The organism is Actinomadura monticuli, from assembly GCF_041463655.1.
GTDB lineage: Bacteria > Actinomycetota > Actinomycetes > Streptosporangiales > Streptosporangiaceae > Spirillospora > Spirillospora monticuli.
Genome location: NZ_JAXCEI010000029.1, coordinates 1 through 21,153 on the forward strand (window position 1 = coordinate 1; position 21,153 = coordinate 21,153).

Sequence of the window (21,153 nt, forward strand, 5' to 3'; positions counted from 1 at the left end):
CCCCCGGCCCCGCCCGCTCCCGCCGCGCCCGCGCCCGCCGCACCCGCCGCACCCGCTCCGGCCCCCGCTCGCGCGCCCGCACCGCAGGCCCCGGCGCCCGTGCGGCGCCCGGCGCCTGCTCCCCGTCCGGCGCCCGCTCCGCGCCCGCAGGCTCCGGCCGCCCGGAACGCGGCACCGGCTCCACCCGCCCCGCCGTCCCCGCAGCCGCCTGCCGCGCGCCCGCCGGCGCCGCCGCGGCGCCGTCCGGAGACCCCGGCGAGCCGGGAGACGCCGAGCGACCCGCACGGCCTCCCCGTCGCGCCGCTCTACGGCCAGGGCAAGCGGGACGCGCCCGCCCCCAAGCCGGAGGAGACCGTCCCCAGGCGCGAGGAGGTCGTCCCCGGGCGCGAGGACGTCCCGGCCGACGCTCGGCCCGGCGACCTGACGTCCGAGGACGCACCCCGCGACGCGGCTTCCCCGCTGGTGGTGATGCAGAAGGTGGTGCGGCCCGAGCACGTGCAGCACTACCTGGAAGGCGGTTACGACCTGGTCGCCGGTTACGTGCACCGGTTGCAGGACGTGCTGGACATCAGATCCCCCGGGGGGATGATCCGGGCGCTCGGGCTGATGTACGAGGGGTCGCCCTTCACGCACGCGGACGAGCAGGTCTTCATGATCCGGTGGCCGGCGGTGAAGCCGCCGCTGTTCCGCCGCCCGCTCGGCGGGATCGACGAGTGGAGCATGGGCATCATCCCGGGCGGATGGGTGATCGAGCGGGCCCCGTTCCCCGGCTCCGGGTACGCGCCGGGCGACGGCCCCGCCATCCCCGAGTTCAAGATCGAGAGCCAGCGGCTCCCGCACGGGGCCGAGCTGTACCGGCTGGACGCGCGCGGCGCGGAGGCCCTGGTCGCGGTGTACGACGCCGATCTGCGCAGGTGGCTGGTCAAGCTGCCGGGAGGACGGGGATGAGCATCCGGCACGGGTTCTACGCGGGCTGGCGCGGCGCCGAGTACGAGGCGAGCCCGGACGGCGACCAGGTGCGGATCTACGCCCGGCGGCACGCCGACGGGTTCCGGCAGGTCTCGCCCGACCGGTACGTCCAGGTGGTGCCTCTGGCGGAGGTCGACCGCCTCCAGTACGTCACCACGCACTGCGTCTGGCGCGGCGAGCCGTTCGTGGTGCTCGGCGAGCACGACGGCTGGCTGCGCGTGGAGTACTGCGGCGGTAAGGCGCCGGTCGCCGAGGGGCTCGGGCTGGAGCTGTTCGACCGCGGCGTGTACCAGGCGTGGGCGTCCAGGCACGAGGTCGAGGACCTCCACGAGGAGACCGTCTGAACCGTGCCGGCCCATGGCGGACCGGGGGCGGACCGGTGAAGGGTGACGGTGATAGGTCTTGGACATGGCGGTCATCGACATCAACGCCGACCTCGGCGAGGGATTCGGCATCTGGGAGCTGGGCGACGACCTGGCGCTGCTCGACGTGATCACCAGCGCGAACGTGGCCTGCGGGTTCCACGCGGGCGACCCGCTGATCATGCGGCGGGTGTGCGCCGCGGCCGTCGAGCGCGGGGTGGTGATCGGCGCGCAGGTGTCCTACCGGGACCTGGCCGGTTTCGGACGCCGCGAGATGGACGTGGCCCCCGCCGAGCTGACCGCCGAGATCCTGTACCAGCTCGCGGCCCTGGACGGGATCGCGCGGACGGAGGGCGGGCGCGTCGCCTACGTCAAGCCCCACGGCGCGCTCTACAACAGGGTCGCCCGTGACGCCGTCCAGGCGGGCGCGGTGGCCGACGCGGTCCGCGCCTACGACCCGTCGCTGCCGCTGCTGACCCTTCCGGGCTCCGCGGTGCACGGCGTCGCCGCAGGGCTCACCGTGGTCGCGGAGTGCTTCGCCGACCGCGCCTACACTCCGTCGGGCGGGCTGGTGTCCCGCCGCGAGCCGGGCGCCGTCGTGCACGACGAGAAGGCCGTCGTCCGGCGGGCGGTCAGGATGGCGGTGGACGGCACGGTCGTCGCGGTGGACGGCAGCGAGGTCGCGCTCAAGGCCCGCTCCGTCTGCGTGCACGGCGACACTCCGGGCGCGGTGGCGCTCGCGCGGTCGGTGCATTCGGCGCTGTCCGCGGCCGGTGTCGTGCTGGAGCCGTTCGCGTGAAGGTGTTGCGGGCCGGTGACGCGGCCCTGCTCGTCGAGACGGGCGACCTGGCCACCGCGCACCGGCTCAACGCCGCCCTCCGGGAGGACCCGCTCCCGGGCGTCGTGGACGTCGTGCCAGGCGAGCAGACCGTTCTCGTGGTCGCCGACCCGTCGGCCGACCTGGACGTCCTCGCCGCCCGCCTTCCCCGCCTGCCGCTGCCGGACGACGCGGAGGGCGACGCGGAGCCGGTGGAGATCCCCGTCGTCTACGACGGCGAGGACCTCGACGAGGTCGCCGGCCTCACCGGGTTGTCGCGGGAGGAGGTCGTCCGCCGGCATTCCGGCGGCGCGTACACGGTCGCCTACGTCGGCTTCTCCCCCGGCTTCGGCTACCTGACGGGCCTCGACCCGGCGCTGCACGTGGCGCGCCGCGACTCGCCCCGGACGGCCGTCCCCGCCGGGTCGGTCGCGATCGCGGGGCCGTACGCGGCGGTCTACCCGTCCCGATCGCCGGGCGGGTGGCGGCTGCTCGGGCACACCGGCCTGCGGCTGTGGGACGTCACCCGCGATCCGCCGTCGCTGCTGCGGCCGGGCGCGCGCGTCCGCTTCGTCCCCGGGGAGCGTTCTTGATCGAGGTCGTGCGGCCGGGGCCCCTGGCGACCGTCCAGGACCTCGGCAGGCCGGGCCGCGCCCATCTCGGCGTCCCGCGGTCGGGCGCCGCCGACGAGCGCGCGTTCCGGCTGGCGAACCGGCTGGTCGGCAACCCCGAGGGCGCGGCGGGCGTGGAGTTCACCCTCGGCGGCGCGGCACTGCGTTTCCACCGGCGCGCCTGGATCGCCGTGACGGGCGCCCCCGTGTCCGTACGGATCGGCGGCCGTCCCCATGGGACGAACGCGCCGTGCTTCGTGGCGGGCGGCGCCCTGGTGGAGGTGGGCACGCCGTCGTCCGGGCTCCGCGGCTATCTCGCCGTCCGGGGCGGTATCGAGGTCGATCGCGTTCTCGGAAGCCGTTCGACCGACCTGCTGTCCGGACTGGGCCCGCCGGTGCTCTCGCCGGGCGACCGGCTGCCGGTCGGTTCCGCCAACGGTTTACCCGACATCGGCGTGGACGTCGCGCCCGCACCGCCCATCCCGGAGACTCCGGTGCTGCGCATCCTGCCGGGTCCACGCGACGACTGGTTCACGCACGACGCCCTGGCGACGCTCACGTCCACGTCCTACGACGTTTCACCCGACAGCAATCGCGTGGGAGTCCGGCTGGTGGGGCCGCCCCTCGCACGCGCGCGCGAAGGCGAACTCGTCAGCGAGGGCATGGCCGCCGGTTCGATCCAGGTGCCGCCCAGCGGGCTGCCCATCGTCTTCCTGGCCGACCATCCGACCACGGGCGGGTACCCGGTGATCGCGGTCCTCGCGTCCGCCGACGTCGCCGGCGCGGCCCAGCTGCGTCCGGGGCAGAAGGTCCGCTTCCGCCGCTAGGTCAGCGGCGCGGGCGCGGACCAGTCCAGGTGGGACACGTCGTTGAAGCCCCGGACGGACGTCAGGTCGCCGAGCCGCACCAGCCGGGAGATGGACGCGTTGTCCGGGGCGAGGAACGCGAACGGCCGGGCGCCGGTCGCGGCGGCGAGCGCCTGCGCGATCACCCCGCCGTGGGTGAACACCGCGACCCGCCCGCCCGCGTGCGCCGCCGCGAGCCGGGTGATGCTCTTCTCGATGCGCGCGGCGAACGCCTCGTCGTCCTCGCCGCCGGGGATGACGCCCCACCGCTCCTCGGCGAACATCCGCCGCGCCACCGGGTCCTGCTCGGCGACCTTCTGCCGGAACAGGCCGCCCTCCCACTCCCCCAGGTGGACCTCGCGCAAGCCCGCCTCGACGCGCGGCTCCAGGCCGAGGCGGCGCGCCAGGGGCGCGGCCGTCTCCGCGGTGCGGCGCAAGGAGGTCACGTAGATGGCGTCGAGCTTCTCTTCGGCGAGGCGCTCGCCGACCCGCTCGGCCTGCTCCCGCCCCTCGGCGGCGAGTTCGGGGTCGGCGTGGCCGTCCACGAGCGGGAACGGCCGGTCGGCACGGGCCGGCGCCGAGGCCCCGTGCCTGATCAGAAGAAGCTCGGTCGCGCCTTCCGGCGCCCTGTAGCGCGTCTGCCGGTACTCGACCGGCTCCTCCCGTTCGTCCACGGACGCACCCTAGACGATCGTTCCCGGGCGGCCCGCGACCGGCCCCGCGCCGGTCAGGACAGCAGCGGGGCCACCCGGTCGATCTCGTCCTTGAGCGGACCGGCCGGGACGTCCCCGAACGCGGTCACCTCCACATCGCCGTTCCGCTGCTCCCAGACGCCCGCTACACGACCCCCATGTAGAACGACCGGCGAGATCCAGCCGGACGGACGTGCTGGGCGCGGTGGCGAGCAGTTCGTCGCGGTGCTCGTCCAAGCAGACCTCGGACGGAACGCCCGTTTCGTCACGCCAGGCGATGGGCGAGGTCGGCGAACGCGTTGCGCACGTCACCGGGGGTGAGGAGCGTGAGGTCGTCGGCGGTGGCCCGGTCGCCGAGGTCGGCGGCCCGCAGCGCCCGGCACGCGCACGCCTTCTCGTACATGGTGCGGGCGAAGCGCCCGTTGCCGAACTCGTCGATCCGGCCCGTCCCGCAGACCCGCTGGAAGACGAGGGCGAGGTCGTCCAGGGCGTCGTCCTCCCACCGGTCGCTGTTCTGCCCGGCGATGAGCTGGGCGATGCGGAGCAGTTCGTCCGGCCCGTAGGAGGGGAAGTCGACGCGGACGTCGAACCGTGAGGCGAGCCCGGGGTTGGACGCGAGGAACCGGTCCATGTCGGCCTCGTAGCCCGCGAGGACGATGACGAGCCGGTCGCGGTCGTCCTCGGCGCGCTTGAGCAGGGTCTGCACCGCCTCCGCGCCGAACGCGTCGCCGCCGGAGTAGCCCGGGTTGCTGAGCGCGTACGCCTCGTCCACGAACAGGACGCCGCCGAGCGCCGCATCGACCACCTTGTTGGTCTTGAGGGCCGTCGCCCCCAGGTGCTCGCCGACGAGGTCGGCGCGCTGGGCCTCGACCACCTCGGGACGGGCGAGGAGCCCCGCCGCGGCGAAGATGCCGCCGAGCACGCGCGCGACGGTGGTCTTGCCGGTTCCGGGCGGGCCCGTGAAGACGAAGTGGCGGGTCGGCGGCCGGGTGACGAGGCCCTGCTCCTGCCGCATCCGGGCGACCTTCAGCTGCGCGGCGATCTCCCTGACCTGCCGCTTCACCGGTTCGAGCCCGATCATCGCGTCGAGCGAGCCGAGCGCCTCGTCCAGCGTCGGCGTCTCGGCGTAGCCGCGGTACCGCTCGGTGACCTCGGCGAACGCGGTCTCCACGTCCTCCGCGCGGAGGGTGACCAGGTCGTCGGCGCTGGGCGTGCCCGAGACCCCGGACACCGCGTCGACGACCCGCACGTCCCGCGCGCGCGCCGCCGCCTCCGTCAGCGACCGGACGAACCGGCCGTTGCCCAGTTCGTCGACGATGCCGCGCCGCTCGACCTCCTCGAAGCGCACGGCCAGCCGCCGCCGGGCCTCCGGATCGAGCCGGTCCTCGCGAAGCCCCGTGTGGTAGTCGGCGATCCGCAGCAGCTCGGACGGACGGTACGACGGGAAGTGGACGCGCGTGCCGAACCGCGAGGCCAGCCCCGGGTTGGAGTCGAGGAACTCGGCCATCTGGGCGTCGTACCCGGCAAGGATGATGACGAGGTTGTCGCGGTCGTCCTCGGCGCGCTTGAGCAGGGTCTGGACGGCCTCGTCACCGAACCGGTCGGGCTGCCCTTCGGCGGAGTTGACCAGGCCGTACGCCTCATCGACGAACAGGACCCCGCCCAACGCGGAGTCGACGAGCCGGTTGGTCTTGAGCGCGGTGGCGCCGAGGAACTCGCCGACGAGGTCCGCGCGCTGGGCCTCGACCAGCGCCGGCTCGGGGAGCAGCCCGAACGCGTAGAAGATCTTGGCCAGCACGCGCGCGACGGTCGTCTTGCCCGTCCCGGGCGGGCCGACGAAGACGAAGTGCCGCATCGGCTTCTCGGTGGGCACGCCGGCGGCGGCCCGCATGTGCGCGGCCTCGATGGACGCGGCGATCGAGCGGACCTGTCGCTTGACCGGCTCCAGCCCGATCATGTTCTCCAGCTCGGCGAGCGCGTCGGCGACGGAGATGTCCGGGGAGGCGTCCGTCCGGCGCGCGGGGTGCGTCGGCCGCTCCGGCGCGGGCGCGGCCTCGGCGGCCTGCGCCGCGGCGCGCTGCTCGTGGGCCGTCTGCGCGGCCGCCCCGGCCGCCCCGCCGGTGCCGGGGGTCTGCCGGTCGGACCGGCCCGGCCGATCGCGCCTGTCCGGCTTGTCGAGGTTGGGCGGGTTCTTTCGCGGTCCTGGCACGGCGTCCCCCTTCGGGCTCGCCTGCTCCTGCACCCAGCCGGTCTCGTACGCCTCGGCGGGCACCGTCCGGCGCGCCCGGTCCCACCGGTAGGCGAGGACGGCCAGCACGGCGGCCCAGCCGGGCGCGGCGTTCGCCTCCGGGAGCAGCTGGGCGACCGCCGCCGTCGCCGCGCCCGCGGCGGCCAGGGCGAGCAGGGTCGTGCGCCAGGGCGCGTACCCGCGCAGGCGGAACGCGACCACCGCGACGGGCAGGGCGAGCGCGGCCAGAAGCAGTGTCGGGCTCAGGTAGGTGAGGTCGCCGCCGTCCGGGTAGAGCCTGCCCAAGGGCACCGATACCCCCAGCCAGGACGCGAGGACCGCGACGACCCCCATGCCCGTGGGCGAGCGCAGCGTCAGGTGGAGGACGACCAGCAGCAGGGCGGTGCCCGCCGCCGCGACCAGGGCGGGCCCGTCGAGGACGACCGCGGCGGCCGACACCAGCGCGATCAGCAGCAGCCCGCCCAGGAACCGCAGCCCCGGGGTGATGTGGAAGTAGCGCACCCGCAGGCGCTCGAAAAGATCCCGCGCCGCGGCGTCCTTCGCCGGGCGGGAGCGGGACCTGCCGAACAAAGCCATCAGAAGCGAGTAAAGCGCAGGACCGCCCGGAACGGGACTCCCCGAGCGCGGTTCGTTGGTCTCCGCACGGCCTGCCTGGGGCGGGCCCAGCGCGCCCCGGACCCGAGACCAGGACATTCGTACTGTCCAAAAGTGCGAGTCCGGCTCCGCTGCCGACACCGGCCGAATCCGTAACGGAAAGGCCGCTGCCATGATTGGGCGCATGCGGATCCTGCGTACGCCCGACGATCGCTTCCACGACCTCCCCGACTTCCCGTACGAGCCGCGTTACGCCGACGTCCCGGCCCAGGACGGCGACGGAACCCTGCGGATGGCCTACGTCGAGGCGGGCCCGTCCGACGGCCCCGTGGTGCTGTGCCTGCACGGTGAGCCGAGCTGGTCGTTCCTCTACCGCCGCGTCATGCGCGTCTTGGCCGACGCGGGGCTGCGCGTGGTCGTGCCGGACCTGGTGGGTTTCGGCCGCTCCGACAAGCCCGCCGAGATGACCGACCACACTTATGCACGCCACATCGAGTGGACGCGCTCCCTGGTCTTCGACGCCCTCGGTCTGCGGGACGTGACGCTCGTCGGGCAGGACTGGGGCGGCCTGATCGGGCTCCGCCTGGTCACCGCGCACCAGGACCGCTTCTCGCGCGTCGTCGTCGCGAACACCGGTCTCCCCACCGGCGACTTCCCGATGCCGGAGACATGGCTGAAGTTCCGCCAGTCCGTCCGTACGGCGGCCGAGTTCGACATCGCCCGCAACATCGCCGCCGGATGCCGCACCCAACTGGCGGACGACGTGCGCGCCGCCTACGACGCGCCGTTCCCGGACGAGTCGTTCAAAGCGGGGCCGCGCGCCATGCCCGCGCTCGTCCCCGCCGAACCCGACGACCCGGAGGCGCAGCCCAACCGCGACGCCTGGGACGTCCTGCGCGCGTGGGACAAGCCGTTCCTGGTGGCCTTCAGCGACAAGGACCCCATCACCGGCGCGATGGCGCCGCTGTTCAGGCAGCTGGTTCCGGGCGCGCAGGGCGTCGTGCACCCTACGATCGACGGCGCGGGCCACTTCCTCCAGGAGGACGACGGGGAACGGCTCGGCCACGCGATCGCGGCGTTCATGCGTTCATGCGTTCCTGAGGAGTCTCCTTGACCGACCCGACCGACCCGACCGGCCCGACCGGCCCGACCGACGCCCTGCCGGGGATCGGCCCCGCCTCGGCCGGCCCCAAGGAGATCTCGCGGGTCGCCGGTTACGAGATCGAGGAGGAGCTCCGGGCGGCGCGTCCGGTCAGGATCGCCGGGGTGGACGAGGTCGGGCGGGGCGCCTGGGCGGGACCCGTCGTGGTGTGCGCCGCCGTCACCGACCTGAGCCCGCCGCCCGTCCTGCGTGGACGTGGCAGGAAGACCATCGCGCTGACCGACTCGAAACTGCTCACCGAGGCGCATCGCGAGTCGTTCGCCGGTCTGCTGCCCGCATGGCTCGCCGGGCATGCCATCGGCGCCTCGTCCCCAAAGGAGATCGACGAGGTCGGCATGACCGAGGCGCTGCGGCGCGCCGCCGTACGCGCGCTGGAGTCGCTGCCCGTCCGGCCCGACGTCGTCATCCTCGACGGCAAGCACGATTTCCTGGGCCCGTCCTGGCGCGTCCGATGCGAGATCAAGGCCGACCAGAGGTCCGTCACGGTCGCCGCCGCCTCCGTCCTGGCGAAGGTCCACCGGGACCGGCTGATGGCAGGGCTGGACGGCGAGTTCCCCGGTTACGGGTTCGCCTCCAGTGCCGGCTACCCGTCGCCCGTCCACCAGAAGGCGCTGGAGGAGCACGGGCCCACGCCCCACCACCGGATGTCCTGGTCCTACCTGGACGACCTCCCCCGGTGGCGGCACCTGAAGAAGCACCGCGACCCGCTCGCCGGCGAAGGACAGCTCAGCCTCCTGTGAGTCATCCGCTCCCTGCCGGGTAGGCGCCGTCCACGGGAGGTACATGCCATGGACGCCGTCGTGAAGAAGCTGCTGCACGAGTCCGGCCGGACGTTCGCCGAGGAGGCCGGCATCACGCTGAAGGACCAGCCGGCCGCCCTGTTCAAGCTCCTCGTCCTGGCCAACCTGCTGAGCGCGCGCATCTCGTCGGACATCGCGGTCGCCGCCGCCCGCGAACTGTTCGAGGCCGGCGGCGGGACCGCGCGCGGGATGGGCAGGCTGTCGTGGCAGGACCGGGTGGACGCCCTGGGACGCGGCCACTACGTCCGCTACGACGAGAGCACCTCGTCCCGGCTGGGCGACACGGCGGAGATCGCCCAGGACAGGTACCAGGGAGATCTGCGCCGTCTCGCCATCGAGGCCGAACGCGACCCCGGGAAGGCGGCCGGCCTGCTCCAGGAGTTCCCCGGCATAGGGCCGACCGGCGTGGACATCTTCTGCCGTGAGGCGCAGGCCATCTGGCCCTGGCTCCGCCCTTACATCGACGACCAGGTGAAGAAGGGCGCCGAGCGGCTCGGCCTGCCCACCGACGCCGGCGAGCTAGCCGGGAAGGTGCCGGAGAAGGAACTGGCCCGCTTCACCGCCGCGCTCGTCCGCGTCGCCCACGACAAGAAGCTGGCCGACCACGTGAAAGCCGCCTGACTTTCCGGGCGCGAGGACGGCCAGCGGTCAGTCCTTGCCGCGGGAGGCCACCCACTCCAGGTTCCACGCGTACGCCTGGTCGACCGCCATCTTGCCCCAGCGCGGACGCCCCGGCGGCGGCAGGATGAACCGGCCCTCGCGGCGGACGACCAGCTCGCCGTTCACGTTCTCGATGAGCGCCAGGACCGCGTCGCGGGAGGCGTCCACGCAGTCGTCCATCCGCATGTCGATGGGCGGCGCGCCCACCGGGAACAGCGTGGCGATCGCGTCCAGGCCGCGGAAGTCGTCAGCGCCGTCGTAGATCTCGGCGAACACCAGGATGCGCTTGAAGTCCTTGGTGTGGTCGAGGTTGATGTGCAGGTTCTCGCCCGACTCGATCGCTCCGGTGCGGTCGTCCTTGTCGAGCTTGATGAACGGCGCGCGGTCCAGCGCGCCCATGTCGCCGATCGCGTGGATGATGCCCTTGCGGCCGTCCTGCAGCTCCCAGAGGCAGCACAGGTCGAGGTCGAGGTCGACGCCGCGGCGGCGCTTGCCGAGCCGTCCCTTCGCGACGCCCTCGCGCGCCGTCCAGTTGAGGTTGACCCGCATGTGGCCGCCCGTCGCGCCGTGCTTGGTGAGCGACACCGACGGCGCGTTCTTCGTCAGGGAGATCTTGCCTCCCTGCGGCTGCGGCGCGGCCGCGCCGGGCGGGGGCGGCGGCGCGTACTGCCCGGGAGGAGGCGGCGCGTACTGGCCCGCCGGCGGAGGAGGCGCGTACTGGCCCGGAGGGGGCGGCGGCGCGTACTGGCCGGGGGGCGGCGGCGGCGCGTACTGGCCGCCGGGCGGCGGAGGCGGAGGCGGAGGCGCGTACTGCTGCTGCGGCGCGGGGGCCTGCGGCTGCGCGGGCGGGGCCGGGGGCGGCGGCGCGGCCGGAGGCGGCGGCGCCTGGCCGGGGTCGTCGACCGAGATGCCGTAGTCGGTGGCGAGGCCGGCGAGACCCGAGTCGTAGCCCTGGCCGACCGCGCGGAACTTCCACGCGCCCTGCCGCCGGTACAGCTCACCGAGGACGAACGCCGTCTCCGAGGTGGCGCCCTGGCTGTCGAACCGGGCGACCTCCGCGCCGCCCGCCGCGTCCACCACGCGCACGTACAGGCCCTGGAACTGGCCGAACGTCCCGCCGTCGGACGACGCCGCGATGACGACCTTCTCGATGGCCGGCTCGACCCGGCCGAGGTCCACCGACAGGACGTCCAGGACCGTCGGCCCCTGCTGCTTGCCCTCGTGCCGCACCGCGCCGGACGCGTGCGCCGGCTGGTTGTAGAAGACGAAGTCGTCGTCGGACCGGACACGGCCGCTCTCGGTCACCAGGAGCGCCGACGCATCGGCGTCCGGCACGCCCGGACCGGCCTGCCAGCCCAGCTCGACCCGCACCGCGGGAACCGGCACCGCGGTATTGGCGCCCTTCTGCATCGACATGAACGCTCCTCATCATCGGCCGACGTCCCCAACCTAGGGCGTGCCGCGCGGCCGCCGCGACCTGCCACGAGAGGAGGACGCACGGCGGCACCCCAAGGTTCCGTTCGGCGAGCCGTCTCGAGGGCGGTCAGGGGACGCGCGCCGTCCACTCCCGGGTGCTGAACTTGTCCGTGACGTACTTGCGGGCCAGTCGCATCTCGTCCTCGCCGACCCGGTCGCCCGTCAGGCCGTACCGGGTGCGGAAGTGGGCGATCATCCGGTCGATGATCTCCTCGCGGGGCAGGCCGGTCTGCCGCCGCAGCGGGTCCACCCGCTTCACCGCGCTGGCGATGCCCTTGTCGGAGATCTTCTCCCGGCCGATCCGCAGCACCTGCAGCATCTTGTCGGCGTCGATGTCGTAGGCCATCGTCACGTGGTGCAGCACCGCGCCCGCCGAGAGCCGCTTCTGCGCCGCGCCCGCGATCTTGCCGTTGTCGGAGGTGATGTCGTTGAGCGGCTGGTACCAGGCCCTGATCCCGAGCTCGCCGAGCGCGCCCAGCACCCAGTCGTCCAGGAAGGCGTAGCTCTCCGCGAACGACATGCCCGCCACCAGCGTCTCCGGCGCGTACAGCGAGTACGTGATCGTGTTGCCGGGCTCGATGAACATCGCGCCGCCGCCGCTGATGCGCCGCACCACGTCCACGCCGTGCCGCCGTGCCGCCTCCGCGTCGACCTCGTTGCGCAGCGACTGGAAGCTGCCGATGACCACGGCGGGCGACGCCCACTCCCACACCCGCAGCGTCGGCGGGCGGCGCCCGGCGCCGACCTCCTCCGCCAGGACCTGGTCGATCGCCATGTGCAGGGCCGGGTCCTGCGGCGGCTCGTGGATCAGCCGCCAGTCGTGGTCGCGCCAGTCCGACGCCCGCGCCACCGCGCGCCGCACCGCGACGCCCACGGCCTCGGCGGTGATGCCGAGCATGACCGTGCCGCGCGGCAGGCCGGCCTGGACGCGGGCCCCGATCGCCTTCGCCTCCAGCCCGGCGGGAAGGCCGTCGAGGACGGCGTTGATCGCGTCCAGGGCCTCGTCCGGTTCCAGGAAGAAGTCGCCGCTGATCCTCGGGGCGCGCAGCAGGCCGTCGGCGACGTCGACATCGGCGACCACGAGCTTGCCGCCGGGGACCTTGTACTCACCGTGCATCACGTACATGAGAACCCGGCGCCCGGACGCCCCATTCCGTGAGGTTCGACGGCGACGGCGATGGGGCATCGTTAAGGGACGGTCTTGCGGGGAGGGACGGTTCAGGTGAGCAATCTGGATGTCCGGCCGGGTGCGGTCGAATGCGGCGGACGCGAAGACGTGGAGGGAGGGCCCGTCCACGAGCTGCTGCCGCCGCGGCGGGTCCCGCTGGGCGAGAGCACGGTCGTCCGGCGGCTGCTGCCCAGCCTGGGGCGGCGGATGGTGGGCGCGTGGTGCTTCGTCGACCACTACGGTCCGGACGACATCACCGACGAGCCCGGCATGCGGGTGCCGCCGCATCCGCACATCGGGCTGCAGACGGTGAGCTGGCTGCACGGCGGCGAGGTGCTGCACCGCGACAGTCTCGGCAGCCTGCGGACGATCCGCCCGAAGGAGCTCGGGCTGATGACCGCCGGACGGGCCATCGCGCACTCGGAGGAGTCCCCGCGCGGGCATTCCCCGATCCTGCACGGTGCGCAGCTCTGGGTCGCGCTCCCGGACGTCCACCGGCACACCGAGCCGGCCTGGGAGTACCACGCCGACCTGCCGGTGGTGGCCGCGCCCGGACTGACCGCCACCCTCCTGCTGGGCGAACTCGACGGGGCCGCCTCTCCGGGCTCGACGTTCAGCCCCATCATGGGGGCCGACATCACGCTGGAGGACGGCGCCGCCGCGCGCGTACCGGTCGAGCCCGACTTCGAGTACGCCGCGCTCACCATGTCCGGCGTCCTGGAGATCGACGGCGAGCGGGTGGAGCCAGGGTCGATGCTCTACCTCGGCTGCGGCCGCCGCGAGCTGCCGGTGCGGGCGGCCGACGGGCCGGGCGGCTTCGTGCTGCTCGGCGGCGAGCCGTTCGCGGAGAAGCTCGTCATGTGGTGGAACTTCATCGCGCGGACCGGCGAGGAGATCGCCCAGGCCCGCGAGGACTGGGCGACCGGCGACCGCTTCGGCGCCGTCGAGGGCTATGACGGCGCCCGCCTCCCCGCGCCCGCCCTGCCGCCGACGCGCTTGAAGGCCCGCGGCCGCACGCGCTGACCGTCCCCGCGTACGGCTATTCGAAGGTCGCCTCGTGGCGGACGGGGAAGTTGACCGAGTTCGCGATGAAGCACAGCTCGTGGGCTCGTTCGTGCAGTTCGGCGGCCCGCCCGGCCTGCTCCGGGTCGGCGAGGGCCACCCGGGGACGCAGCACGACCTCCTCGAAACGCCCGCCGCCGTCCGCCGACTCGACCATCACGCCGCGCGGACGGTCTTCGTAGCCCGTTACCACGACCTTCTCCACGGCGCACAGGTGCAGGAACCACAGCATGTGGCACTGCGACAGGGAGGCGACGAGCAGCTCCTCCGGATTCCACCGGGACGGGTCGCCGCGGAAACCGGGGTCGGAGCTCCCCGCGATCGGCGGCTTGCCCGCCGCCTGCACCTCGTGGGCCCGCTCGTAGGCGCGGTAGGAACTCGTCCCGGACCCGGTGTTCCCCGTCCAGGTCACCGACACGTCGTACTGGTGGCTCTTCACCCGTCGACCCTAACCTCACCTGCAGCGTTCGCGATATCTCCCACCATCCCGTCATACTCTCCGTCAAACCGGGCCCATCCCCGTGCTGAAGGAGTCGACGGCATGCGCTCTCGGCCGCTCTACGACATCGTGGCAGTCCTGGCGCGGCTTGGCGTCGGCATCGTGTTCATGGCGCACGGCTGGCAGAAGATCGAGGCGGGCATCACCGCGACCGGCCGCTCGTTCGGCGACCTCGGCGTACCGCTCCCCACCGCCGCCGCCGTCTACTCCGCCTTCGTGGAACTGCTCGGCGGCGCCGCGCTGATCGCCGGTCTGGGCCTGCCCGTCACCGGCGTCCTGCTGTTCGTCGACATGGCGGGCGCGTTCATCTTCGTCCACGCCGACCAGGGCCTCTTCGTGGTGGACGAGGGCGCGGTCCAGAACGGCTACGAGCTGGTCCTCGCCCTCGGCATGGCCAGCCTCCTGTTCGCCGCGGGCGGCGGGGGCCGCCTGACCCTCGACCAGTGGGTCATCGCCAAACGCCTGCGCCGCCCGGACGACGACGAGGACGACGCCGCCAGCTTCGTGGAATCGCTCCGCCAGGCCGAGCTGAAGCCCGCGAAGAAGCCCCGCCGCGGCCCGAAGCCCGCCGAGCCGGCGCCGTCCGACCCGCCGGCCAAGCCCGCCGCCCCGGAAGGGACCGAGGACGACACCCTGGTCGCCGGCCCCCGCAAGTCCGCCCAGCGCCGCCGCGCCTCGACCACCCAGCCGATCAAGCCCGGCGGCGACGACAAGACCACGTCCTCCTGACCCGGTACACCGAGGCCCCCGGAGAGCGCACCGCGCGCTCACCGGGGGCCGACCGTTCGTTCGTCAGCTGCAGCCGCTGGTGGAGCCGCAGCCCTCGCAGACGTAGCAGCTTCCCGCCGGGCGCATCTTCGTGCCGCAGGTGAGGCAGAGCGGGGCGTCGGCGGTGCGGCCCTGGCGGCTCTCGATCACCTCGACGGACGAGTGCGCCTCGGCGGCCGGAGCCGGGGCGGACGGACGGGTGATGGCGGCGGACTGGGCGAGCGACTCGTGGTCGACCTCGTCCTCGGCGTGCAGGGCGGCCGGGTCCTCGCCGTTGGCCTGCATCGCGCGCTCCCCGGCGGTGAGGATGCCGAGCTCCGCGCGCTCCTCGTACGGGAGGTGGTCCAGCGCGAGGCGGCGGAAGATGTAGTCCATCACCGAGGTCGCCATGCGGATGTCGGGGTCGTCGGTCATGCCGGCGGGCTCGAACCGCATGTTGGTGAACTTCTCCACCCACGTCTCCAGCGGGACGCCGTACTGCAGGCTGATGGAGATCGCCATGGAGAAGGCGTCCATCACGCCGGCGAGCGTGGAGCCCTGCTTGCCGAGCTTGAGGAAGACCTCGCCGACGCCGTCGTCCGGGTAGGACGAGGCGGTCATGTAGCCCTCGGCGCCGGCGACGGAGAAGCGGGTGACGGTCGCGGGGCGCTGCTTCGGCAGCCGCCGGCGGATCGGGCGCGGGGCCAGCGCCTCGGCGGGCTCCTCGTTCGCCTTCTCCTTCTTGCCCGCGGCGGAGAGCGGCTGGCCGACCTTGCAGTTGTCGCGGTAGATCGCCAGGGCCTTGAGGCCGAGGCGCCAGCCCTCGAAGTACACCTTCTCGATGTCCTCGATGGTGGCCTGCTCGGGCATGTTGACCGTCTTGGAGATCGCGCCGGACAGGAACGGCTGCACGGCCGCCATCATCCGGACGTGCCCCATCGGGCTGATCGCCCGCTCGCCCATCGCGCAGTCGAACACCTCGTAGTGCTCGGGACGCAGGCCGGGGGCGTCCACCACGTGGCCGTGCTCGGCGACGTACTCGACGATCGCCTCGATCTGCTCCTGCTGGTAGCCGAGCTTCTCCAGGGCGCGCGGCACCGTGTGGTTGACGATCTGCATGGACCCGCCGCCGACGAGCTTCTTGAACTTCATCAGCGCCAGGTCGGGCTCGATGCCGGTGGTGTCGCAGTCCATCATCAGGCCGATGGTGCCGGTCGGCGCGAGCAGCGACGCCTGCGCGTTGCGGTAGCCGTGCTTCTCGCCGGCCTTCAGGCACTCCGCCCACTGCTTGGCGGCGGCGGCGTGGACGGCCTTGTCCATCTCGTCCAGCGTGCGGATGCCGTCGTTGGCGGCGGCGTGCTTGCGCATGACGCGCTTGTGCGCCTCGGCGTTGCGGGCATAGCCGGCGTACGGGCCGACGACGCCGGAGAGCTCGGCCGAGCGCCGGTAGGCGACGCCCGTCATCAGCGACGTGATCGCGGCGGCGAGGGAGCGTCCCCCCTCGGAGTCGTAGGCGTGCCCGGTCGCCATCAGCAGGGCGCCCAGGTTGGCGTAGCCGATGCCGAGCTGCCGGTAGTCGCGGGTCGTCTCGGCGATCTTCTCCGTCGGGAAGTCGGCGAACGTGATCGAGACGTCCATCGCCGTGATGACCAGCTCGGTGAGCTTGACGAACCTCGCGACGTCGAACGTGCCCGCCTCGGTGAGGAACTTCAGCAGGTTGATGCTGGCCAGGTTGCAGGACGAGTTGTCCAGGCTCATGTACTCCGAGCAGTTCGCGACCACGAACCCGCTCACGATGTAGGAGTGGTTGCGGGGCTCGGTGAGGTTGTAGGTGGTCTCGAAGCCCTTGGACTCGCGGGACACCATGCGGACCGAGAGGTCTTTCTTGTAGCGCTTCGTCGTGTCGAGGATGCCGAGCAGCGCGGCCTGCTTCGCCTGCAGTCCGAACCCGACCACCGCTGCGAACTCCACCATGCCCTGGCCACTGACCCGCAGGTCGAAGCTCGGCCCGTTCGACCCGTAGGTCGCCTCGCTCCCGTCCTTACGGGTGTAGCGGAAGCTCTCCTTCTTGAGCCCCGTCCGGTAGATCCGCCCGGAGATGCCCAGCGACGCGAGCAGTTCCTGGACGCCGAGGAGCAGTTCCTCGGACCGGCTGCCGAGCCCGACGTAGCGGGTGCCGTTCTCCATGCTGACGACGCACCCGTCCGCGTCGAAGAGTCCCTGGAGAAACGCCACGAGTTCCGCTTCCGGCGCCTCGTAGACAGCGGCCGGGACGGTCTTCTCGGGGGCCTTTCCGTCCGAGACGCCGAGAGCGCGGAGGAAGGCGCGGAATGCCTCGTGACCCACGCGAAGCTGCTGCGTACCGTTCGCCTGGACGCTGGGCTTGCGCTCGCTACCGGTAATGCGACGCAGGAGCGCCTCATGCCTCGGCATCACGGTCTCCTGCTCCCGCTCAGTGCCGTAGACCGTGATCGCGTTGACATCGGTGACACATCCGTCACCGGTCAGCCACCCAAGGTAGTGAGCGAATTCCTCGTCCCACTTCTCCGGCAGTTCCAGCGCGTGCCGGGACGCTGCCGCCTGCGCCGCGTGAAGCGCGGCCACAGGCATCTCACCCGTCGCCCCCGCCCGGCTCGCGCGGTGGAAGGACCGGACTACCCGGTCGTCCCCGGTCAACTCCTCAGCGTGCACCCAGCCTCGGTTGGCCGTCCAGACACGGTGACCCGGGGTGCAACGCAGCCGCGAGCCGTCCGAGAACCGCAGTTCGAGGATCTCGTTGGTGCCGGTCACCATGTAGCGCACCGGGTCGGTCGCGACGATACGGTCCTGCGCGTCGGACTCGGAGGTCACGTCGTTGGTGTAGATCCCGTAGGTCTCCCCGATCGCGGCGCGGCGCACCATGTCGCCGATGCGGACCAGGCCCTTGTCGGTGACCACCCGCTGGTCTGCGGGGAAGCACGGGTTGGACGCGGTGATACGTCCGGTTTCGGGGTTGGTGTGCCAGTCGTTGATCGTGTCGTCGTACTGGATGCCCGGGTCGGCGCACTCCCACGCGGCCTTGGCCATCAACCGGAACAGGTCCCTGGCCTTGACGGTCTCGATGACCTCGCCGGTCATCCGGGCGCGCAGCCCGAACTCGCCGCCGGACTCCACGGCCTGCATGAACTCGTCCGACACGCGGACGGAGTTGTTGGCGTTCTGGTACTGGACGCTGCCGATGTCCTTGCCGCCGAGGTCCATGTCGAACCCGGCGTCCCGCAGCGCGCGGATCTTGTCCTCCTCGCGCGCCTTGGTCTCGATGAACTCCTGGATGTCGGGGTGATCGACGTCCAGGACGACCATCTTCGCGGCGCGGCGGGTCGCGCCGCCGGACTTGATCGTCCCGGCGGAGGCGTCGGCGCCGCGCATGAAGGAGACGGGGCCGCTGGCGGTGCCGCCGGAGGAGAGCAGTTCGCGGCTGGAGCGGATGCGGGAGAGGTTCAGGCCGGCGCCGGAGCCGCCCTTGAAGATGACGCCCTCCTCCTTGTACCAGTCGAGGATCGACTCCATCGTGTCGTCGACGGACAGGATGAAGCAGTTGTGCACCCGGATGTTGTCGCAGAGGAACTCGCCGCTCTCGGTCTGGATGTCGTAGACCTCCATCGCACCGAGCTTCTCGATCTTGGCGATCTCCAACCGCTTGGTCGGGTGCGCCGGACGCCCCGGCTTCTCGAAGCCCTGGTGCATCTTGAGCGCCTTGGCCGGGTCGATGAAACCGATCTCGTCGGCGAAGACACGGCGGTCGCCGCCACTCTGGATGCGCAGCGTCCAGAGCGGCTTCTGGTCCGACCGGTTGGGCTGCTTGACGCCGACTCGGGAGAAGACGCCGAAACGCAGCAGCAGGCGCTGCATCCCCCGAATCAGCCGCTCGGAGATCATGCCGACCTCGATGACCGTGGACGTCTCGCGCTCGGACACGAAGCCTTCGGCCTGGAAGATGCTGCGGAGATAGCAGGCGACGACCGGGAGCGGCGCGGTGAAGAGGCGCTCGGGGACGGTCATGTCGATGCCCCGGGCCAGCAGCCCCCAGTCGTTGACGTACTCCTCTAGGACCTTGCCGTGGAGCCGGGTCCGGCGGCGGTCGAGAGCGGCGCCCTTCGTCTCGACACCGCGCTCGTGACGGTGGACGCCGGGGAACACCACGTCCAGGTGACCGCCGACCCACTCGAGTTCGGCGTCGGTCACGGTCATGGCCTCGATGGTCAGCGAACGGTTCGTGCCGGTCTCGTACCGTCCCACGAAACCATCGGACTGCAGCCACCCGGCGAGGGCGGCCTCCGACATCTCACGCGGAGAGATCTCGGCCTCGCCGAAGGCGTCGCGCCGATGCCATTCGACCTGGTCGCCGACGGCGAGTTCGCCCGCAGGGACGAAACGTCCCGTGCCTTCACCGGTCGCCTTCCAGACCAGATGGTCAGGGGTGACGTCCAAGGTATAACCGGCCTTGGTGTGGACTCGGAGGACGTCGCGGACACCGTTGGCCTTGGTGGCGACGATGCGGGTGAGGCCGGTCGCGTCGTAGACCTTGGTGCCGACGGCGTCGTCTTCGACCAGCTTGCCGATCGGGATGAGGCCGGCGGGTGTGCTCACCAGCGACTCATAGGGAAGGCAGGCGCTCACCTGCTGCGGCGACTTCGTGCCGACGTTGAACCAGACGGGCGAGTTGAAGCTGAACAGCTGGTGGACGAGGGCGTACTTCAGTTCGTGGTCGAAGATCTCGGCGTCCTGCTCGGAGGCGAAGTAGCCCTCCTTGACGCCGGTCTCGGTGTAGACCCGCACCACCCGGTCGACGAGCTGCTTCAGGCTCCATTCCCGCTGCGGGGTGCCGACCGCGCCGCGGAAGTACTTGGACGTGACGATGTTGACGGCGTTCAGCGACCAGAAGTCGGGGAACTCGACGCCGCGCTGCTCGAAGTTCACCGAGCCGTCGCGCCAGTTGGTCATGACGACGTCACGACGCTCCCAGCGCATCTCGTCGTACGGGTGCACGCCGGGCGTGGTGAAAATGCGCTCGATCTTCAGCCCTTTGCGGCCCCCCTTGCCGCGCCGCGCCGCCGAGCCGCTCACCGTCTCCGTCATGGCCTTCCCCCTTCTCGGGCCCTCCCGCCGGACCCTGTTCAGGAACAACTCCGCCGCCGCATGGGACATGCCCGTGCGGAGGCGCCTTCAATGTGCTGATGTGTGGTGCCGGAACCGCCCCTATCGGGACGGGCCGGGCTCCCCCGAGGAACCGGCCTTCCGCAGTGCCTCGATCTCCTTGGCGAAGTCGTCCAGCGACTCGAAGCTCCGGTAGACCGAGGCGAATCGCAGATAGGCGACCTCGTCGAGTTCGCCGAGCGGCCCCAGAATCGCGAGGCCGATCTCGTGCGAGGGGATTTCCGCGGATCCGGACGATCTGATCGCCTCTTCGACCCGCTGTCCCAGCTTCGCGAGCGCATCCTCGTCGACCGGGCGGCCCTGGCAGGCCCTGCGCACCCCGGCGATGATCTTTTCCCGGGAGAACGGCTCGGTGACCCCGCTGCGCTTGGCCACCATGACGAGCACATTCTCCTGCGTGGTGAATCGCTTGCCGCATTCCGCGCACGAGCGCCGCCGCCGAATGGCGCCGCCGTCGTCGGTGGCACGGCTGTCGATCACTTTGGTGTCGGGGTTGCGGCAGAACGGGCAGTGCACGCTCGATACCTCCCCTGACGTAAACGACTTACACCGATGTGAGTGCCATATATAGGGAACTACATCGATGTGACTACTAGATGTTGTGGTCAACCGTACGGCTCACCGCAGGGCTTCGCAACCTGATCGGGAGCCTCTCCGGTCACATCCGCCGCGTCCGCGCAGGTCACCTCACGCGTCTCCGATTTCATCCCGGGCGTGTCGCCACACGACGTCCGCGGCGGGCACGGATCGCCTGGTCGGACGCGGTCGCGCCGCACTCGGGGCGGCCCGCCGCGCGGTCACTCCGCGGGCAGGCGGATCTCCTGGCCGGGCCGGAGGGTGGGATCGCCCCCGAGGCCGTTGAGGTCCATGATGCGCTGGACGGTGCGGCGCGGATCGGCGCCCGGGTCGGCGGCGGACGCGATGACCCACAGGGTCTCGCCGGGTTCGACGACGACCGTCCTGGCGGGACGGTCCGTGCCGTCGCGCCCTCCGCCCGAGCCGGCGAAGGCGCCCGGCCCGACCGTGAGCCAGAGCCCGACGAGGGTGACGGCGGCGGTGAAGGCCACCAGGACGACGCGGCCGCGGCGGGTCAGGCGGATCGGGGGACGGTCACTGTGCGGTGAACCGGACATCTCTCCCCTCCTCGACGTCGAATGAATTTTCGATCGAACGCCTGTACGATGTTCTACCAGGAGGCGGCCGCGAAAAGCGAGTACATCTTCGAACAATTGTTTGATCATTAGG

General features: G+C 72.1%; 18 protein-coding genes and 1 pseudogene. 10 read left to right on the plus strand and 9 right to left on the minus strand.

What is annotated here, in order from left to right; translation table 11 throughout:
* The 5 genes and pseudogenes from SM611_RS36135 to SM611_RS36155 form a co-directional block, all read left to right on the plus strand.
* Positions 1-948, plus strand: a pseudogene (locus SM611_RS36135) (hypothetical protein); the annotation flags it as partial.
* Complete coding sequence (locus tag SM611_RS36140; RefSeq protein WP_371954911.1) at positions 945-1,313, plus strand: UCP033725 family protein; 369 nt, start codon at positions 945-947, stop codon at positions 1,311-1,313. The pseudogene SM611_RS36135 and the gene SM611_RS36140, both read left to right, overlap by 4 nt.
* Positions 1,314-1,377: 64 nt before the next feature.
* Positions 1,378-2,130 carry a LamB/YcsF family protein gene (locus tag SM611_RS36145; RefSeq protein ID WP_371954912.1) on the plus strand — a complete coding sequence of 251 codons (753 nt, stop codon included), beginning with the start codon at positions 1,378-1,380 and terminating at the stop codon, positions 2,128-2,130.
* Positions 2,127-2,741: a 5-oxoprolinase subunit PxpB gene (gene pxpB, locus SM611_RS36150; RefSeq protein WP_371954913.1), complete on the plus strand. Its 615-nt coding sequence runs from the start codon at positions 2,127-2,129 to the stop codon at positions 2,739-2,741. The genes SM611_RS36145 and pxpB overlap by 4 nt, the downstream gene beginning before the upstream one ends.
* A complete protein-coding gene (locus tag SM611_RS36155) occupies positions 2,738-3,586 on the plus strand; it encodes a 5-oxoprolinase subunit C family protein (RefSeq protein ID WP_371954914.1) in 849 nt (282 codons plus the stop codon). Before pxpB ends, SM611_RS36155 begins: the two co-directional genes overlap by 4 nt.
* Here SM611_RS36155 and SM611_RS36160 read toward each other — a convergent pair.
* The 3 genes from SM611_RS36160 to SM611_RS36170 are packed head-to-tail and all read right to left on the minus strand — an operon-like array spanning position 3,583 to position 7,120.
* Positions 3,583-4,278: a histidine phosphatase family protein gene (locus SM611_RS36160; RefSeq protein ID WP_371954915.1), complete on the minus strand. Its 696-nt coding sequence runs from the start codon at positions 4,276-4,278 to the stop codon at positions 3,583-3,585. The two genes, SM611_RS36155 and SM611_RS36160, sit on opposite strands and share 4 nt — an antisense overlap.
* A gap of 53 nt (positions 4,279-4,331) precedes the next feature.
* Positions 4,332-4,565 (minus strand): hypothetical protein, encoded by a 234-nt coding sequence (locus tag SM611_RS36165; RefSeq protein WP_371954916.1) that lies wholly within the window; start codon positions 4,563-4,565, stop codon positions 4,332-4,334.
* Positions 4,562-7,120: an AAA family ATPase gene (locus SM611_RS36170; protein ID WP_371954917.1), complete on the minus strand. Its 2,559-nt coding sequence runs from the start codon at positions 7,118-7,120 to the stop codon at positions 4,562-4,564. Before SM611_RS36170 ends, SM611_RS36165 begins: the two co-directional genes overlap by 4 nt.
* 202 nt (positions 7,121-7,322) lie before the next feature.
* Between SM611_RS36170 and SM611_RS36175 the strand changes: the two genes are divergently transcribed.
* From SM611_RS36175 to SM611_RS36185, 3 genes are all read left to right on the plus strand, one after another.
* Positions 7,323-8,252 carry a haloalkane dehalogenase gene (locus SM611_RS36175; protein ID WP_371954918.1) on the plus strand — a complete coding sequence of 310 codons (930 nt, stop codon included), beginning with the start codon at positions 7,323-7,325 and terminating at the stop codon, positions 8,250-8,252.
* Between the two features lie 83 nt (positions 8,253-8,335).
* Complete coding sequence (gene rnhB, locus SM611_RS36180) at positions 8,336-9,040, plus strand: ribonuclease HII (RefSeq protein ID WP_371954958.1); 705 nt, start codon at positions 8,336-8,338, stop codon at positions 9,038-9,040.
* Positions 9,041-9,088: 48 nt separating this feature from the next.
* Positions 9,089-9,721, plus strand: a complete 633-nt coding sequence (locus SM611_RS36185) for an HhH-GDP family DNA glycosylase (protein ID WP_371954919.1) — start codon at positions 9,089-9,091, stop codon at positions 9,719-9,721.
* Between the two features lie 27 nt (positions 9,722-9,748).
* Here the strand turns inward: SM611_RS36185 and SM611_RS36190 are convergent, their stop codons facing one another.
* Positions 9,749-11,176, minus strand: a complete 1,428-nt coding sequence (locus SM611_RS36190; RefSeq protein ID WP_371954920.1) for a TerD family protein — start codon at positions 11,174-11,176, stop codon at positions 9,749-9,751.
* Between the two features lie 127 nt (positions 11,177-11,303).
* Complete coding sequence (lplAB, locus tag SM611_RS36195; RefSeq protein WP_371954921.1) at positions 11,304-12,353, minus strand: lipoate-protein ligase LplAB; 1,050 nt, start codon at positions 12,351-12,353, stop codon at positions 11,304-11,306.
* Positions 12,354-12,458: 105 nt separating this feature from the next.
* On the opposite strand from lplAB, the gene SM611_RS36200 reads away from it, so the two are divergent.
* Complete coding sequence (locus SM611_RS36200) at positions 12,459-13,427, plus strand: pirin family protein (protein ID WP_371954922.1); 969 nt, start codon at positions 12,459-12,461, stop codon at positions 13,425-13,427.
* Between the two features lie 16 nt (positions 13,428-13,443).
* Here the strand turns inward: SM611_RS36200 and SM611_RS36205 are convergent, their stop codons facing one another.
* Positions 13,444-13,905 (minus strand): OsmC family protein, encoded by a 462-nt coding sequence (locus SM611_RS36205; protein WP_371954923.1) that lies wholly within the window; start codon positions 13,903-13,905, stop codon positions 13,444-13,446.
* Positions 13,906-14,007: 102 nt separating this feature from the next.
* Between SM611_RS36205 and SM611_RS36210 the strand changes: the two genes are divergently transcribed.
* Positions 14,008-14,694, plus strand: coding sequence for a DoxX family protein (locus SM611_RS36210; RefSeq protein ID WP_371954924.1), 687 nt, complete (start codon positions 14,008-14,010; stop codon positions 14,692-14,694).
* A gap of 63 nt (positions 14,695-14,757) precedes the next feature.
* Here the strand turns inward: SM611_RS36210 and SM611_RS36215 are convergent, their stop codons facing one another.
* The 3 genes from SM611_RS36215 to SM611_RS36225 all read right to left on the minus strand — a co-directional run bounded on the left by SM611_RS36215 (position 14,758) and on the right by SM611_RS36225 (position 21,041).
* Positions 14,758-19,830, minus strand: coding sequence for a vitamin B12-dependent ribonucleotide reductase (locus tag SM611_RS36215; protein WP_371954925.1), 5,073 nt, complete (start codon positions 19,828-19,830; stop codon positions 14,758-14,760).
* Between the two features lie 120 nt (positions 19,831-19,950).
* Complete coding sequence (nrdR, locus tag SM611_RS36220; protein WP_371954926.1) at positions 19,951-20,424, minus strand: transcriptional regulator NrdR; 474 nt, start codon at positions 20,422-20,424, stop codon at positions 19,951-19,953.
* Between the two features lie 281 nt (positions 20,425-20,705).
* The gene (locus SM611_RS36225; RefSeq protein ID WP_371954927.1) at positions 20,706-21,041 is read right to left on the minus strand and encodes a LysM peptidoglycan-binding domain-containing protein; all 336 of its coding nucleotides are present in this window, start codon (positions 21,039-21,041) and stop codon (positions 20,706-20,708) included.
* Positions 21,042-21,153 lie beyond the last annotated feature (112 nt).